This is a genomic window from Streptomyces africanus, from assembly GCF_030816955.1.
Classification (GTDB): Bacteria; Actinomycetota; Actinomycetes; order Streptomycetales; family Streptomycetaceae; genus Streptomyces; species Streptomyces africanus.
Genome location: NZ_JAUSYP010000001.1, coordinates 3,546,794 through 3,562,908 on the forward strand (window position 1 = coordinate 3,546,794; position 16,115 = coordinate 3,562,908).

The 16,115-nt window shown below is 71.1% G+C and carries 13 protein-coding genes and 1 tRNA gene; 10 read left to right on the plus strand and 4 right to left on the minus strand.

From position 1 onward, the window contains the following. Positions 1–51: 51 nt before the first annotated feature. Positions 52–2,727, minus strand: coding sequence for an SUKH-4 family immunity protein (locus tag QF034_RS16240; protein WP_307175643.1), 2,676 nt, complete (start codon positions 2,725–2,727; stop codon positions 52–54). Between the two features lie 8 nt (positions 2,728–2,735). Continuing rightward, positions 2,736–3,740: an SMI1/KNR4 family protein gene (locus tag QF034_RS16245; RefSeq protein WP_086565835.1), complete on the minus strand. Its 1,005-nt coding sequence runs from the start codon at positions 3,738–3,740 to the stop codon at positions 2,736–2,738. A 388-nt stretch (positions 3,741–4,128) separates the two neighbouring features. Between QF034_RS16245 and QF034_RS16250 the strand changes: the two genes are divergently transcribed. Then, positions 4,129–4,659, plus strand: a complete 531-nt coding sequence (locus tag QF034_RS16250) for a YwqJ-related putative deaminase (protein WP_307175644.1) — start codon at positions 4,129–4,131, stop codon at positions 4,657–4,659. Between the two features lie 80 nt (positions 4,660–4,739). Beyond that, on the plus strand, positions 4,740–5,234 hold the full coding sequence (locus QF034_RS16255) for an SUKH-3 domain-containing protein (RefSeq protein WP_307175645.1): 495 nt from the start codon (positions 4,740–4,742) through the stop codon (positions 5,232–5,234). 13 nt (positions 5,235–5,247) lie between these two features. Here QF034_RS16255 and QF034_RS16260 read toward each other — a convergent pair whose 3' ends face one another. Beyond that, the gene (locus QF034_RS16260) at positions 5,248–6,546 is read right to left on the minus strand and encodes a sensor histidine kinase (protein ID WP_307175646.1); all 1,299 of its coding nucleotides are present in this window, start codon (positions 6,544–6,546) and stop codon (positions 5,248–5,250) included. Between the two features lie 168 nt (positions 6,547–6,714). On the opposite strand from QF034_RS16260, the gene QF034_RS16265 reads away from it, so the two are divergent. The 8 genes from QF034_RS16265 to QF034_RS16300 all read left to right on the plus strand — a co-directional run bounded on the left by QF034_RS16265 (position 6,715) and on the right by QF034_RS16300 (position 13,299). Continuing rightward, on the plus strand, positions 6,715–7,587 hold the full coding sequence (locus QF034_RS16265; protein WP_307175647.1) for a hypothetical protein: 873 nt from the start codon (positions 6,715–6,717) through the stop codon (positions 7,585–7,587). Positions 7,588–7,598: 11 nt separating this feature from the next. Beyond that, a tRNA-Gln gene (locus QF034_RS16270) sits at positions 7,599–7,669 on the plus strand. Positions 7,670–7,803: 134 nt separating this feature from the next. Next, positions 7,804–9,249, plus strand: coding sequence for a bifunctional UDP-N-acetylglucosamine diphosphorylase/glucosamine-1-phosphate N-acetyltransferase GlmU (glmU, locus tag QF034_RS16275; protein ID WP_307175648.1), 1,446 nt, complete (start codon positions 7,804–7,806; stop codon positions 9,247–9,249). Between the two features lie 135 nt (positions 9,250–9,384). Further along, on the plus strand, positions 9,385–10,365 hold the full coding sequence (locus QF034_RS16280; protein ID WP_307175649.1) for a ribose-phosphate diphosphokinase: 981 nt from the start codon (positions 9,385–9,387) through the stop codon (positions 10,363–10,365). A 204-nt stretch (positions 10,366–10,569) separates the two neighbouring features. Beyond that, entirely contained in the window at positions 10,570–11,163 is a 594-nt protein-coding gene (locus tag QF034_RS16285; RefSeq protein ID WP_307175650.1) for a 50S ribosomal protein L25/general stress protein Ctc, read from the plus strand. 69 nt (positions 11,164–11,232) lie between these two features. Further along, complete coding sequence (gene pth / locus QF034_RS16290; protein ID WP_307175651.1) at positions 11,233–11,835, plus strand: aminoacyl-tRNA hydrolase; 603 nt, start codon at positions 11,233–11,235, stop codon at positions 11,833–11,835. Positions 11,836–11,877: 42 nt separating this feature from the next. Beyond that, on the plus strand, positions 11,878–12,384 hold the full coding sequence (locus QF034_RS16295) for a hypothetical protein (protein WP_370880947.1): 507 nt from the start codon (positions 11,878–11,880) through the stop codon (positions 12,382–12,384). A 210-nt stretch (positions 12,385–12,594) separates the two neighbouring features. Next, the gene (locus QF034_RS16300; protein ID WP_307175654.1) at positions 12,595–13,299 is read left to right on the plus strand and encodes an LAVTG motif-containing sortase-dependent surface protein; all 705 of its coding nucleotides are present in this window, start codon (positions 12,595–12,597) and stop codon (positions 13,297–13,299) included. A gap of 66 nt (positions 13,300–13,365) precedes the next feature. Here QF034_RS16300 and ppc read toward each other — a convergent pair whose 3' ends face one another. Further along, a complete protein-coding gene (gene ppc, locus QF034_RS16305; RefSeq protein WP_307175655.1) occupies positions 13,366–16,098 on the minus strand; it encodes a phosphoenolpyruvate carboxylase in 2,733 nt (910 codons plus the stop codon). Between the last annotated feature and the right edge of the window lie 17 nt (positions 16,099–16,115).

Genomic DNA, 16,115 nt, shown 5'->3' on the forward strand with positions numbered 1-16,115 from the left:
CACGCGACACTCCGCACCGGGGTCACTCGAGAACGCCTCAGCGCCGACGCGTCACAGCAGCCCGTCCCACATCTGCTCCAGCAGCACCGACCACCAGCTCTCCGGCGACCCGAGCGCCGCCGGGTCGAGCGCGGCCAACTGGGCCTGGAAGTCGACGGTCCAGCGGCCCGCCTGCTCCTGGTTCAGCCCGAACCGCAGCCGCCACATCCGCCCGAGCAGCGCCAGACAGCGCGCGAACTCCGGCAGCCCGGTGTTCACGAACTGCGGCGGTACGGGCGCCCCGCCCGGCCCCGCCTCCACCGGCACGGCGACGATGTTCGCCGTGCCGTACTGCACGCAGATCGCCTTGCCGAAGTCGCTGCCCATCACCAGGTAGGAACCCGCGTCCGGAGCCGGCTGCACACCGCGCTCGGCCGCCAGCTCCGCCAGCGTCGGCACCGGCCGGCCCGGCTGCGCCTGCGCCCAGAAGAAGGGGCCCATGTCCATCGGCAGGCCCGCCGCCACCAGCGTGTGCGCCACGACCGGCGGCACACCCTGCCGGGACACGGCGGCCTGCTCGAACCGGAACACCCCCGGCCCGAACGCGGCACCCAGCTCCTGCGCGATGGCCTCCGGCGGAACCGGCGGCACCGCCTGCACCGGCGGCAACGGCGCCCGCACCGGGGCCGGACGCGCCGGGCCGTCCGCCACCTGGTGCAACTCGCCCTGGTGAGCCAGCAGTTGCTGCATGCCCTGCTGCCGGCTCGCGTGGTCCGTACCGTACGGCGCGATGTTTGTGATGCGCGCCTGCGGCCACTGCTCCCGGATCATCCGCGCGCAGTACGCACCCGGCAGCTCGCACGACTCCAGCTCGGTGTGCAGCTCCAGCACCTGGTCCGGCGGCACGTTCATGGCCCGCAGTTCGTGGAAGATCTGCCACTCCGGGTGCGGCGTACCCGGCGCCGAACGCCGGATCAGCTGCTGCTCGGACCCGTCCTGCGCGCGGTAGCGCAGCACGGCCTGGTAGCCGGGCCCGACCGTCGGCTGCCCGGTGGGCGCGGGCGGATAGCCGTACGCCGGAGGCTGCCCGGGGGCCGGCTGACCGGGCGGCGGCATCGCGCCGGGCGGCATCCCACCCGGGGGCATCGGGCCGGGCGGCATCCCGCCCGGGGGCATCGGGCCGGGCGGCATCCCGCCCTGCGGCATCCCACCGGGCGGCGGCATCGGCGGCGCCCCGGGTACGCCAGGAGCGCCCGGCGCACCCGGGGCGGCCGGTGGTGTGCCGGGGGCCTGCGGCGGCGGGGGCACGCCAGGGCCGCCCGCCGGAGGCGTGGCCAGCATGGTCTCCGCGTGGTGCACGGGACCCGGGCCGCCGGGCGCACCCGGGGCACCAGGAGGCTGGGGGGTTCCAGGCCCACCAGGCCTGCCGGGCGCACCAGGCGCACCGGGCACGCCCGGAGGAGCCGGAGGCCCGGGAGGCTGCGGCGCACCCGGGGCGCCGCGACCGGGGTCGGCCAGCATCGTCGCGGCATGGTGGACACCACCCGGAGGCGTACCACCGGGAGCGCCGGGCGGGTTCGGAGCACCCGGAGGCTGCGGCGCACCGGGCTGGTTCGGCGCACCGGGAGGACCCGGCGGCTGCTGGGGCGGCAGCGGCGCACCGGCGCCCTCGCTGCCCGGCCCCCCAGGCCCCGCAGGCCCCCCGGGCCCCTCCGGCCCAAGCGCCGACACGAGCTGCGTAGGCACGTAACCACCCGCGGGCGTACCCGGCGCCCCGGGCCCCGACGGCGGAGGCGTACTGCCAGGCCGCGCACCCGGCGTCCCGGGAGCGCCCGGCGGAGGCGGCGTCGCCGGACCCGTACCCCGGCCACGCCCCGGCGGCGGAGTCGCCTTGCTGGTCGCGGCGTCGGCGATGTCCCCGGCGTTCGGCGCGAGCGGCCGCGCCGGCGCACCCGGCCCGGCCGGCGGCTGCGGCACACCGGAAGGACCGGCGGGACCGGCGGGACCGGCATGATCGTCGATCGCCGGTGAGACCGCCGTCGGCGGAAGCTGGCTGCCGCCCGACATCAGCGCCGTCTTGGCGTCGGGCGTCGCCGGCGGCGGCGTCTCACCGTCGGTCTCGCTCAGCGGCGGCGCGAAGACCGTCGCGGGCAGCGGTACGGAACGGTCGTCACCGGCATCGCCGTTGGTGTCCGTACCGGCCCAGGGCGTAGCCCCGGCCGGCGCACCCGGCGCCCCCGCCCCGGGGTCACTCCCCGGGTCGCTCCCCACGGCAGCAGGCCACGAGGCACCGGAAGCGGAATCACCAGCAGAAACAGAAGATGCAGAAGCCGACGCGGCACCCGCCTGCGTACCCGCCCCCCGCCGATCCGGAATCCCCAGCTTGTCCGCCGCGTCCTGCAACCACTCCGGCGGAGTCAGCAGGAAGGACGTCTGGTTCAGATCCACCCGGGCCGCGGGAGCCGGCGCCGGCTCCTCCGCCGTGTCCCGACGGCCGTACTCCTCCTCGTACCGGCGGATCACCTCACCCACCGGCAGCCCGGGCCACAGCGTCGCCTCCCCACTGTCCCGCGCGATCACCAGCCGCTGCGCGCCACCGTCGGAACGCGGCCCGTCCGCCCGGTCCTCGGCCCACACCACGAACCCGAGGTCGAACTCCCGCACCCGCACCTCACGATGCTGGTACGACGGCACGTCCCCGTTGATCCACTCTTCCGCGCGCTCCTGCGCCTGCGCGAACGTCACCATCGCTGAAGTCACTCCCCCACGGCCGAGGACGACACCGCACCCACCGGCACCACACGCGCGAACCCGCCGTCCACCATCAGATTCGCCACCGTCTCCAACTCCGGCGGATTACCGGCCAGCCGCGACAGGAAGACGTCGAAGTCGTCCCCGCACGGCAGCAGCAGCCGCTCCACCCGCTCCGCCGGCGGCAGCGCGGGATCCACGTCCCGGGCGTCGTCGTACGCGCAGAACCACACCGAACCGATCCGCTCGCCCTTCACCTTCACGGCCAGCAGCCCGCCCTGGACGAACCCGACACACAGGTAGTCCTTGGTCAGATGGTCACGCAGACACTTGTTGACGTACACCAGGTCGTTCACGGCCGCCTCGTCCCGCACCGTGAAGAACGGCTGGTCGATCAGCAGCCCCAGCTCCGCGTCCAGCGCGGCACCCACCGGCGCACAACCCCCCGCCGCCTTCAGGAACGACCGGTACGGGCCCGGCAGCCGGTAGCCCAGGTCCTCCTCGGCCCCCTGCACCTGCGCCTCCGTCACCGCCACGCCCGACTTCGGCAGCCCGAAATGCGCCGGACGCGTCTCCTGCAACGGCCGCGTGCCCCGCTTGGACTGGTCGACACCCGACGTCGCCACGCCGCCGTGGTGCCGCAGCAACGCCTTCACCTCGACCGGGACCAGCTCCAGCCGCCGCGTGCCCACCGCGTGGTGCCACGTCCAGCCGTGCGGCGTCGCCACCGCCGGCACCGTGTCCCACAGCTCGTGCCCGGACGACGCCAGCGCCATGTTCGCCGACACGTAGTCCGTCAGCCGCAACTCGTCGACGCCGAAACCCTCCGGCGGCTCCGCGATCTCCGCGGCCGCACGCGCGTAGGGCGAGAAGTCGGGGTAACCACCCTCGTCGACCCGTACCCCTCTCGGGTGACGCGCCGCCCGGACCGGATCCGGGAAATGCACGACCTGCCCGGCGTAGGCCGCGTTCGGCGGCGCGGCTTGCTGCCCGAGCCGACCTGTCGTCATGGCGGTTGCCCCCTGCGGCACTCTGTACGGCCCGTATTCACCACCTTCGGCGCACTACGACCCGTATCGACTGTCACGTCTTCTGTCTCAACTGCCGTGCACCTCGGTGCACGTCACCGCACGCGCCCACCTCACGGATCACCCTCCGGTTCACCACATCGATCTCCGAACGGATCACCGCATCGCCCGCGGTGCCGACAGCCTATGCGGTACGACGACACCGGTCACCGGCACCGGTCCGCCACCCCCTCCGCCTCCGTGACCAGCCGTCACCCCACCGTGACGGCACGCCCCGGTACGGGCGTGTCACCGCGCCCCAGCTTCCGCACCAGCCACGCCATTTGGCAGTCTGTGACCCCCGGGGGGATGCACGGAGGGGAAGGCGATCATGAACGCGACACAGACGGGACCACACACCGGCAGGTCCGCCGACCCGCGAGGCGGCGACCCCCGCATCGGCTGGAGCGCCACCGAAGCGGCCCACGCCCCCGTCCTCCACCACCGCCGCGACGGCATCCTCCCCACCATCGCCGCCGCCCTCTCCGTCCGCGGCACCACCCTCACCGGCACCGCCGCCCGCGGCGACACACCCCCGGCCCTCCACCCCCTCGTCCAGGACTTCCTGGACACCCTCACCAGCACCCAACGCGACCGCTTCACCGGCCGCTGCGCCGAGACCATCCTCATCTCCCGGCACATCACCGCCGCCGACGCCGCCCGCAGCAAACGCGCCGCCCGCAAACCCATGACCAACGGCGAGGCCCGCAAAGCCCTCAAGCAGGCCAAACTCACCGCCCGCCGCATCCGCGAGGACGGCGACCCCCTCCACGGCAGCTTCGCCGCCCCCTGCCGCGCCTGCACCGCGCTCAGCGCCCACTTCGGTGTCCGCATAGTCGACCCGGCGGCCACCACCGGCTGACACGCCCCTCACGCACACCGGAAAACACCACCGGCACCACTGCGCCACGCCCCCCATGACCTCGACGAGACGAAGGGCAGATGCACACCGACCGCACGTCCACCACCCGCTTCGCCGTACAAGTCGACGCCGCCCTGCGCGCCGCCGGCTGGCAACCCGGACGCTGGGACATCAAACAGGCCGAGATCTGGGCGGACGCCCTGCGCGACCACGTCTCACCCGCCGGCCACCGCCACACCGTCTTCCCCGCGGCCGTCGAAGCCTGGGCCGAGTTCGGCGGACTCCACATCACCCCCACCGGCCCCGGCCGCCAGGTCGCCCCCGCCACCCTCCACCTCGACCCGCTGCACGGCCTCCACATGGCCCGCACCCTCGGCGACCTCGGCCGCGCCCTCGGCACCGAGGTCTGCCCCCTCGGCGCCGAAACCGACAGCCAGGCCCTCCTCGCCATCGACACCGAAGGCCGCGTCTACACCCTCGACCACACCGGCGACTGGTACCTCGGCCCCGACATCGACCAGGCCCTGTCCACCCTCATCGCCGGCACGGAACCCACACGCCTGACCACAGGCTGACGCCCCTGCCCGGCTACGACGCCGGAATCACCGCCGACACCCGAAAACCCCCCGCGTCCGTCGGCCCCGACACGAACACCCCGCCCAGCGCGGCAACCCGCTCCTTCATCCCCACCAGCCCGTTCCCCCCGGACGGCAACCGCGCCGACGACGCCGCCGCCTCGGGCGGCTCGTTCTCCACCTGCATCGCGATCTCCGACACCCGATGCGCCAGCCGCACATACGTCTTCGCCCCGGCCGCGTGCTTGTGGACGTTCGTCAACGCCTCCTGCACCACCCGGTACGCCGTCTGCTCCACCTCCGGCGCATACGACCGCGCATCCCCCTCCACCGTCAGATCGACCACCATCCCCGCCGCGGCCGACTGCCCCACCAGCTCCTCGATCTCCGCCAGACACGGCCCCTCGTCATCGGCCGCCCGCGAAGCCGCCGCCGCGGCAGCCACCCCCACCGCCGCCAGCGGCACCGAGGCAGCACGCTCACGCCGCGGCTCCCCGCCACTGCGCAGCACCCCCAGCATCTCCCGCAACTCGGTCAGCGCCTGCCGCCCCATGTCCCCCACCAGCGCGGCGTTCTTGACCGCCTTCTCGGGATCCTTCCGCGCCACCGCCTGCAGCGCGGCCGCATGCACGACCATCAGGCTCACCCGGTGCGCGACCACATCGTGCATCTCCCGGGCGATCCGCGTCCGCTCCTCGTTCCGGGCCCACTCGGCCCGCTCCTCCGCACGCTCCGCGAGCAGCTGAAGCTCCCGCTCCAGACTGTCCGCCCGCTCCCGCAGGCTCTCCATCAGCCGCCGCCGCGCCCCCACGTACAGACCCAGCAGCACCGGGGGCGCCGTGAAGCCCAGCGACATCGTGACGGCGGCGAAGGGAACGAACCAGTCCCCCAGGTCCAAATCCCCCCGCGACACGTCCTGCCGCGTCTTCACGAACGTCACGATCAACGTCCCCACCAGCGACATCCCCGCCAGCGAGGCGAGGATCCGCCGGGGCATCTCGGCCGCGGCCAGCGTGTACAGGCCGACCACGCCCATCAGGAAACCCATCTCGGCCGGCGTGATGGCGATCGAGACCAGCACGACGGCGATCGGCCACCGCCGCCGCACCAGCAGCACGGAACCGGCCACCAGCCCGAACAGGACCCCCGCCGGCGCCGGAATCCCGGCGTCCCTGGCGAACGGGACCCCCTCCAGCCCGCACTCCAGCGCGGACACCACGGCCAGGCTCACATCGAACACGGCACTACGCCGCCTGGCCCACCACCACGGCCCTCCCCGGGCCGTCACATGGTCTTCCCCCGTCGCGGTCATGCCTCCCAGCCTACGGGCGGCCCGCGCCGGTTTTCCGGCGAGTTTCCCGCACTGGCCCACACCACACTCCGTGACCGTTCGGCTGCGATACGGCCCGATATCCCTCGAACTGCTGAATCGCTCACCGTTCGACCCCGGAACCCTCCATTCCGCCCGGACGGTATGCGTATGACACATGCCACCGGCAAATACGCCGACTTCGAGGGACTGCGGGAACGGGCAGTGGCGCTGCGACGCGCAGGGCTGAGCCGGCGCCAGATCCGCGACCGACTACACGTCGACAACAACGACATCCTCAACCGCCTGCTGGAAGGCGAGCCGCCGCCGGAATGGACCAAGCGCCCGAACGCGAAGGACGACCTCCGCGAGAGGGCCCGGGAGCTCCGACTCCAGGGCTGGACGTACGACCAGATCCAGGTGGAGCTGGGGTGCTCGAAGAGTTCGATCTCGCTGTGGGTACGGGATCTGCCGACGCCCGAGCGCAAGCGAACCCCCGAGGAGGCGTCGGCGATCGCGAGGCGGGGCTGGGAAGCCACCATGCGCCTGCGTGACGAGGAACGGCAGCGCACCAAGGAGGCTGCCAAGCAGGCGGTCGGCGATCTGTCGCCCCGAGAGCTGTTCCTGCTGGGAGTCGGCCTCTACTGGGCCGAGGGAGGCAAGGACAAGCCCTACGACCGCCGCGAGAACGTCTGCTTCGTCAATAGCGACCCCGGCATGATCTGGGTGTTCCTGGCCTGGCTCGACCTGCTGGGAGTGGAACGTGAGCGCCTCAGGTTCACCGTGATGATCCACGAGTCGGCCGACGTGGCGGGCGCCGAGAGGTACTGGGCAGGCGTCGTCGGCGCCGGTCGCTCCGCCTTCAACAAGACGACACTGAAGAAGCACAACCCGAAGACGCGCCGCAAGAACGTCGGCGATTCCTATCGGGGTTGCCTTGTCATCAAAGTCCTGAAGGGTGCCGATCTGTACCGTCGCATCGAGGGGTCCTGGTACGGCATAGTGGAGTCCGCGCGCAATGCCGATCACCCAAACCGGACATAGCGCGCACTTTATCCCGGATCGTCTAAGGGTAGGACAAACGGTTTTGGTCCGTTGAATGAGGGTTCGAATCCTTCTCCGGGAGCCCACAGAAGACACAGCCTCGGTTCGGGTCCTGACCGATGACCCCCCGGTCAGGCCCCACACCCCCACCCCCCACAAAACCCCCCGGTATCCTGCGGATGTCACCCCACCCCATCCACAGCCGAAGGGCATCCCGTGAGCGCCAACCGCCCGGCAGCCGTCGTCGTTCTCGCAGCGGGTGAGGGCACCCGTATGAAGTCGGCCACACCCAAGGTCCTGCACGAGCTCTGCGGCCGCAGTCTCGTGGGACACGTGCTCGCCGCCGCGGGCGAGCTGCAGCCCGAGAACCTGGTCGTCGTGGTCGGCCACGCCCGGGAGAAGGTCACCGCCCACCTCGGCGAGATCGCCCCGGACGTCCGCACGGCGGTTCAGGCGGAGCAGAACGGCACGGGGCACGCCGTGCGGATGGGGCTGGAGGCGCTCGGCGGGTCCGTCGACGGGACGGTCGTCGTCGTGTGCGGGGACACCCCCCTGCTGACCGGCGAGACGCTGCGGGCCCTGTCCGCGACCCACACGGCAGACGGCAACGCGGTCACCGTGCTGACCGCCGAGGTGCCGGACGCGACCGGCTACGGCCGGATCGTGCGGGACGACTCGGGTGCCGTGACGGCGATCGTGGAGCACAAGGACGCCACCGACGCCCAGCGGTCGATCCGGGAGATCAACTCGGGGGTGTTCGCGTTCGACGGGCAGTTGCTCGCCGAGGCGCTGAAGAAGGTGCGGACGGACAACAGCCAGGGCGAGGAGTACCTGACCGATGTCCTCGGCATTCTGCGTGAGGCCGGGCACCGGGTCGGGGCGTCCGTCGCGGGCGACCACCGTGAGATCGCCGGCATCAACAACCGCGTGCAGCTGTCGGAGGCCCGTCGCATTCTCAACGACCGGCTGCTCACCGAGGCCATGCTGGCCGGTGTGACGGTGATCGACCCGGCGACCACCTGGATCGACGTCACCGTCACGTTCGAGCAGGACTCTGTCGTCCACCCGGGCACGCAGCTGCACGGGGCGACCCATCTCGGGGAGGGTGCGGAGGTCGGGCCCAACTGCCGGCTGACCGATACCCGGGTGGGTGCCGGTGCGCGCGTCGACAACACGGTGGCCGTGGGTGCGGAGGTAGGGCCCGGGGCGTCCGTCGGGCCGTACGCGTATCTGCGTCCGGGGACGCGGCTGGGTGCGAAGGGCAAGATCGGGACGTACGTCGAGACGAAGAACGCGTCGATCGGGGAGGGGACGAAGGTGCCCCATCTCTCGTATGTCGGTGACGCGACGATCGGTGAGTACTCCAACATCGGCGCCGCGAGCGTGTTCGTGAACTACGACGGTCGGGAGAAGCACCACACGACCATCGGTTCCCATTGCCGTACGGGCTCGGACAACATGTTTGTGGCGCCTGTCACGGTCGGGGACGGCGCGTACACCGCCGCCGGGTCCGTGATCACCAAGGATGTGCCGCCCGGTTCGCTGGCCGTGGCCCGTGGTCAGCAGCGGAATATCGAGGGTTGGGTGGCTCGAAAGCGTCCGGGGAGCGCGGCTGCGAAGGCGGCCGAGGCGGCTTCCCGGGGGTCGGCCGAGGAGGGCTGACCGGAAACCGGTGCCTCAAACACGGCGTACGGTGATAAGTGCATACCCGCACCCCCACCAGTGGAGACGGCCTCTAGCAAGCCGGCTGAGAGGTCTCTCGACACCCAGCTGCGACACCTCTGAGGAGACAGTGCTGTGACCGGGATCAAGACGACCGGCGAGAAGAAGTTGATGTTCTTCTCCGGCCGCGCCCACCCCGAGCTTGCCGAGGAGGTCGCCCAGCAGTTGGGTGTCGGGGTTGTCCCGACGAAGGCCTTCGACTTCGCGAACGGGGAGATCTATGTGCGTTATCAGGAGTCGGCACGTGGTGCCGACTGCTTCCTGATCCAGAGCCACACGGCTCCGATCAACAAGTGGATCATGGAGCAGTTGATCATGATCGACGCGCTGAAGCGCGCGTCGGCCCGCTCCATCACCGTCATCGTGCCGTTCTACGGTTACGCGCGGCAGGACAAGAAGCACCGGGGACGTGAACCGATTTCGGCGCGTCTGATCGCGGACATGATGAAGACCGCGGGTGCGGACCGGCTGCTGACCGTGGATCTGCACACGGACCAGATCCAGGGCTTCTTCGACGGTCCGGTGGACCATCTGTTCGCGCTGCCGCTGCTGGCGGACTACGTGGGCCGGAAGGTGGACCGGGCGAAGCTGACGGTCGTGTCTCCGGACGCGGGCCGGGTGCGGGTCGCGGACCGCTGGTGCGACCGGCTGGGCGCGCCGCTGGCGATCGTGCACAAGCGCCGGGACAAGGATGTCGCGAACCAGGTCACCGTCCACGAGGTCGTGGGTGAGGTGAAGGGGCGCGTGTGTGTCCTGGTGGACGACATGATCGACACGGGCGGGACGATCTGTGCCGCGGCGGACGCGCTGTTCGCGCACGGCGCGGAGGACGTGATCGTGACGGCGACGCACGGTGTGCTGTCGGGTCCGGCGGCGGATCGGCTGAAGAACTCGCGGGTGAGTGAGTTCGTGTTCACGAACACGCTGCCGACGCCGGGTGAGCTGAGTGCGGACCTGGACAAGATCTCGGTGCTGTCGATCGCGCCGACGATCGCGAGTGCGGTGCGTGAGGTGTTCGAGGACGGTTCGGTGACGAGCCTGTTCGACGAGCAGTAGGAACCCCTGGTCCTCTTGACCGGGGTTGTGTAGATCGTTTTGGGTGCGGCCTCCGTCGCCGAGTAGACTGCTGAAGTTGCTCGGCGAGGGAGGCCGTACCGCTTCTTCTGGAAGCTTGTGCGGCGGTCCGTTATCGACGCGCTCTTCGTAGCAGGCCGTTCGTGGCCGGGTGACCACGTCCGTTTCTGACTTCGAGGAGTGAGTATGTCCGAGGTGAAGATCTCCGCCGCGACGCGCACCGAGTTCGGCAAGGGTGCCGCGCGCCGTATCCGTCGTGAAGACAAGGTTCCGGGTGTTCTGTACGGGCACGGTTCGGACCCGCTGCACCTGACCCTGCCGGGTCATGACCTGCTGATGGCGCTGCGTACGCCGAACGTGCTGATCGCGCTGGACATCGACGGCAAGCAGAACGAGCTGGCGATTCCGAAGGCCGTGCAGCGTGACCCGCTGAAGGGTTTCCTGGAGCACGTGGACCTGCAGCTGGTGAAGCGTGGCGAGCAGGTCAACGTCGAGATCTACGTGCACACCGAGGGTGAGCTGGCCCCGGGCGGCAACCTGCTGGAGCACGTGCTGAACGCGCTGCCGGTGGTGGCCGAGGCGACCCACATCCCGGAGTCGGTGACGGTCTCCGTGGAGGGTCTGACGGCGGGTGACTCCATCCTCGCCAAGGACATCCCGCTGCCGAAGGGCACGACGCTGGACGTCGAGGAGGACACGGTCGTCCTGCAGGTCCTGGCCGCGCAGGCCGAGGAGTCCGAGGGCGAGGAGTCCGAGGGCGACGAGGCCGCCGAGGCCTGATCCTCTTCGTCGTCGTTTCGTCGGCCGCTGTTCCCGTGCGGAGCAGCGGCCGACGCGTATGAAGGAGACATGGACGTGACGACCGATGCGGCCGCTCCGTGGCTGATCGTGGGGCTGGGCAATCCGGGGCCGGAGTACGCGGGGAACCGGCACAACGTGGGTTTCATGGTGGCCGATCTGCTGGCGGACCGGGTCGGGGGGAGGTTCAAGCGGGCCGGGAAGGCGCAGGCGCAGGTCGTCGAGGGCCGGATCGGGCCGCCGGGGCCGTTGAGCCGGCGGGTGATCCTGGCGAAGCCGATGTCGTACATGAATCTGTCGGGCGGGCCGGTGAACGCGCTGCGGGATTTCTACAAGGTGCCGGTCGCCCATGTGGTGGCGATTCATGACGAGTTGGACATCGATTACGGGATATTGCGGCTGAAGCTGGGTGGCGGGGACAACGGGCACAACGGGCTGAAGTCGATGACGAAGGCGTTCGGGGCGGATTATCACCGGGTGCGGTTCGGGATCGGCCGGCCGCCGGGGCGGATGCCGGTGGCGGATTTCGTGCTGCGGGATTTCTCGTCGGCGGAGCGCAAGGAGCTGGACTACTTCGTGGATCGGGCGGCGGACGCGGTGGAGTGTCTGGTGATCGAGGGGCTGGAGCGGGCGCAAAGCACGTACAACTCCTGACTTGTCACCCACGGGAGTTGACCGGCCGTGCGGGTATGGCCAATGATCCCGGCCATGCCTGCCTCCGCCGCCGCCACCACTCACCAGAGCGCCCATGCCGTGCTGCGGTTGGGTCGGTTCGCGGCGATGGGCACGGTGGCGGTGCTGATCCTGATCGCGGGTGTGTGGGCGTCGTGGGGTACGGCGCAGCACGTGATGCTGACGAAGGGCCGGGAGCACGGCACGGTCGATGTGACGCGGTGCGGGCCGGACACGTGTACGGGCCGGTACGCGCCGCTGTCGGAGGGTTCGCAGCCGCGGTCGCGGGTGGTCCTGGAGAAGTCGGTCGCGGTGCGCAAGGGCCAGACCTACACGGTGGTCATGAAGCCGGGCAGCGATGAGGCGGTGCGTTCGGGTCCGGCCGGGGTGCTGTACGCGTGGATTCCGCTGGGTGGTGCGCTGTTGCTGGCGTCGGTGGTGGTGGCGGGCGGTCTGCTGCGCACGCGGGGGGCGTGGGTGATGGCGTTGTCGGGGGTGGCGTTGCTGACGGCGGCTTTCGTGGCCGTCTGAGTGACTGCCTGAGTGACCGCCTGAATGACCGCCTGAATGACCGCCTGAATGACCGCCTGAGTGACCGTCTGAGGTGTTGTGGCGTTCTTCCCTTCTGTGGAGGGGACGAGCGTTGCGCGTTCGTGCTTGACGGGGCCTCGGGCGAGGCTGGAAGCTGAGCCGCCCCCTCCACATCTTCCCGATCCCTTCACGAAGATGGACGTCCTCTCGATGCGAACCCTCATGCCCGCCGGCGCTGTCTGCGCCGCCGCTTCCGCGGTCCTCCTGCTCGCTCCGGCCGCCCACGCGACCCCTCCCGGTGACAACGGCACGGTCAAGATCCACGACGCTTCGACGGGCGAGGAACTGCGCCGCAACGAGCCTCACGTGTGCACGTTCTACCTGGACGCCTTCGGTTTTGACGGCGTCCAGGAGGTCGACTGGCACATCAACGCGATCCCCCCGAGCGAGAACAAGGGGGAGACGGTGAAGTCCGGCGCGCTCACGCTGGACGGCCAGGGCCATGGCCGTACGGAGGATCTGTCGCTGCCCGACGGGCACTACAAGCTGTTCTGGAACTTCGACGGCGAGAAGGGTGCCGCCAAGCACAAGGTGTTCTGGACGGACTGTGAGGACGAGCAGGAGCCCGGCGGTTCGACGCCGTCCGGGTCGCCGTCGCCCTCGTCCTCGTCCTCGGCGTCCGAGTCGCCGTCGGCCGGGCCGAGCTCGTCGGCGTCCCCGACCTCCTCGGCGTCCCCGAGTGCGTCGGCCGGCGGGGGCGCGTCGGCGTCGGCGTCGCCGCAGGGCGGTGCCGACGGTGATCTCGCCGAGACGGGCAACGGGGCGCCGGTGGGTCTGCTGTCCGGTGTGGCCGCGGCGCTGGTCGCTGGTGGCGGCTTCCTGGTGTTCCGTCGCCGGAAGCTCGGCCGCGGCTGACGTGGAACGCGACCGTGCCCCCGAGCCCGTACGGGCTCGGGGGCACGGTCGTGTCCGGGGAGCGGGTCAGCCGGTGTTGCGCAGGCCCGCTGCCACGCCGTTGACGGTGAGGAGCAGGGCTCGGGCGAGCAGCGGGTCGGGCTGTTCGCCGGCGGCGGCCGCGTCGCGCTGCCGCTTGAGCAGGGCGACCTGGAGGTAGGAGATGGGGTCGAGGTAGGCGTCGCGGATGGCGAAGGTCTGCTTGAGGACGGGTTCGGCGTCCAGCAGTTCGTTCTCGCCGGTGACGCGGAGGACCTCGGCGACGGTCAGTTCGTGTTCGGCCTTGATGGTGTCGAAGACGTGCTTGAGCTCGTCGGGGACGAGGGTGTCGACGTAGTGCTGGGCGATCCGCAGGTCGGTCTTGGCCAGGGTCATCTCGACGTTGGAGATGAAGTTGCGGAAGAAGTGCCACTGTCCGTACATCTCGTCGAGCACGGTGTCCAGGCCGGCCTCGCGCAGGGCCTTGAGGCCGGAGCCGACGCCGAACCAGCCGGGGACGATCTGCCGGGACTGGGTCCAGCCGAACACCCACGGGATGGCGCGCAGGCCGTCGAGCGAGACGCCGGAGCCGGGGCGGCGGGAGGGCCGGGAGCCCAGGTGCAGGTCGGCGAGCTGGTCCACCGGCGTCGACGCGAGGAAGTACGTCGGCAGGTCGGGGTCCTCGACGAGGCGGCGGTAGGCGGCGTGGGCGGCGTCGGAGACGACGTCCATCGCTGCGTCCCAGCGGGCCAGAGCCTCCGTGGACTGGCGGGGTGCGGTGTGCAGGGCGGAGGCCTGGAGGGTGGCTGCGACGGTGAGTTCGAGGTTCTCCCGGGCCAGGGACGGGATGAGGTACTTGTCGGAGATGACCTCGCCCTGCTCGGTCACCTTGATCTCGCCCTCCAGGGTGCCCCAGGGCTGGGCGAGGATGGCGTCGTGGGTGGGGCCGCCGCCGCGGCCGACGGTGCCGCCGCGGCCGTGGAAGAGGCGCAGGCGGACGCCGTAGCGGTGGGCGACGTCGCGCAGGCGGCGCTGGGCGCGGTGGATCTCCCACTGGCTGGTGGTGATGCCGCCGAACTTGGAGGAGTCGGAGTAGCCGAGCATGACCTCCTGGACGTCGCCCCGCAGCGCGACGAGGCGCCGGTAGGACGGGTCGGAGAGCATGTCCTCGAGGATGGTGTCGGCGGCCTTGAGCTCGTCGGTGGTCTCCAGCAGCGGCACGATGCCGATCTTGGCCCAGCCGGCGTGCAGGTCGATCAGGCCGGCCTCGCGGGCGAGGACGGCGGCGGCGAAGACGTCGTCGGCGCCCTGGCACATGGAGATGATGTACGACTCGATGACCTCGGGTCCGAAGACCTCCAGGGCCCGCCTGACGGTCTGGAAGACGCCGAGGGTCTTCTCGCCGGGCGCGTCGACGGGTGCCGGGGTGGGCGCGAGGGGGCGGCGGGAGCGGAGTTCCTTGGCGAGGAGCTTGGCGCGGTAGTCGCGGGGCATGTCCGCGTACCGCCAGGACTCCTCACCGAGCCGGTCGAAGAGCTGACCGAGGGCGTGGTGGTGGGCGTCCGCGTGTTCGCGTACGTCCATGGTGGCGAGCTGGAGGCCGAAGGCGGCCAGGGTGCGGATGGTGCGGGCGAGGCGGCCGTCGGCGAAGAGGCCGCCGCGGTGCTCGCGCAGGGAGCTCTGGATGATCCGCAGGTCGCTGATCAGCTCGCTGGTGCCGAGGTAGTCGCGGCCGGGCACGTGCGCGGTGCCCTTGGCGAGGCGCTGCTTGGTGTTCTCCAGCTTCTGCCGGATGCAGGTGGCCTTGAGCCGGTAGGGCTCCTCGGCGTTGAGGCGCTTGTAGCGGGGGCTGATCTCGGGGAGGTTCTCCAGGTCGGCCTGGAGGGAGGTCAGCAGTTCCTCGGTGGCGCCGGCGTAGCGGATGGAGTTGGACAGGAAGCCGCGGAGTTCGTCGATGGTCTCCAGGGCGTCGTTGATGCCGTGCTCGTGCTGGAGGATGAGGACGTCCCAGGTGACCTGGGGGGTCACGTTCGGGTTGCCGTCGCGGTCGCCGCCGATCCAGGTGCCGAAGGTGAGGGGGCGGGTGTCGTCGGGGAGCTTGACCCCGGCGCGCTCCAGCTCGGCGGTGAGGTCCTCCAGGACGTCGCCGACGGCGCCGGCGTGCAGTTCGTCCAGGTAGTAGATGGCGTTGCGGGCCTCGTCGGCGGGCTCGGGGCGGACGACGCGCAGTTCGTCGGTCTGCCAGACGAGGTCGATGTTCTCGGCCAGGCGGATGTCGAGGCGGCGGCGGTCGGACTCGATGACCGGGGTCTCCAGGAGCGCGGCGACGCGCCGGAGCTTGTTCAGGACCGACCGGCGCGCGGCCTCGGTCGGGTGGGCCGTGAACACGGGGCGGACGTTGAGGTTGCGGACCGTCTCGCGCAGGTGCTCGGGGTCGGCGTCCTTGAGCCGGTCGGCCGTACGGGCGAGCAGTCCGCCCTCGGCGGCGCGGCGGGCGCGCAGCTCGCGGCCGCGGTGGACCTGCTCGGTGACGTTGGCCAGGTGGAAGTAGGTGGAGAACGCGCGGACCAGCTTGGCCGCGGTCTGCAGTTCGGTGCCGCGCAGCAGCTCGGCGGCGGCCTCGCCGTCCTCACGGGTGAGGCGGCGGACCTTCTCGACGAGCTCCAGGAGCTCGGGACCCTCCTGCCGGACGAGGGTCTCTCCGAGGAGGTCACCCAGTCGGCGGATGTCGGCACGCAGCTCACTGCTCGTCGTCGTGGTCTGGTCGTCGGCACTGCTCACAGGTGCGGCTCCTTGCA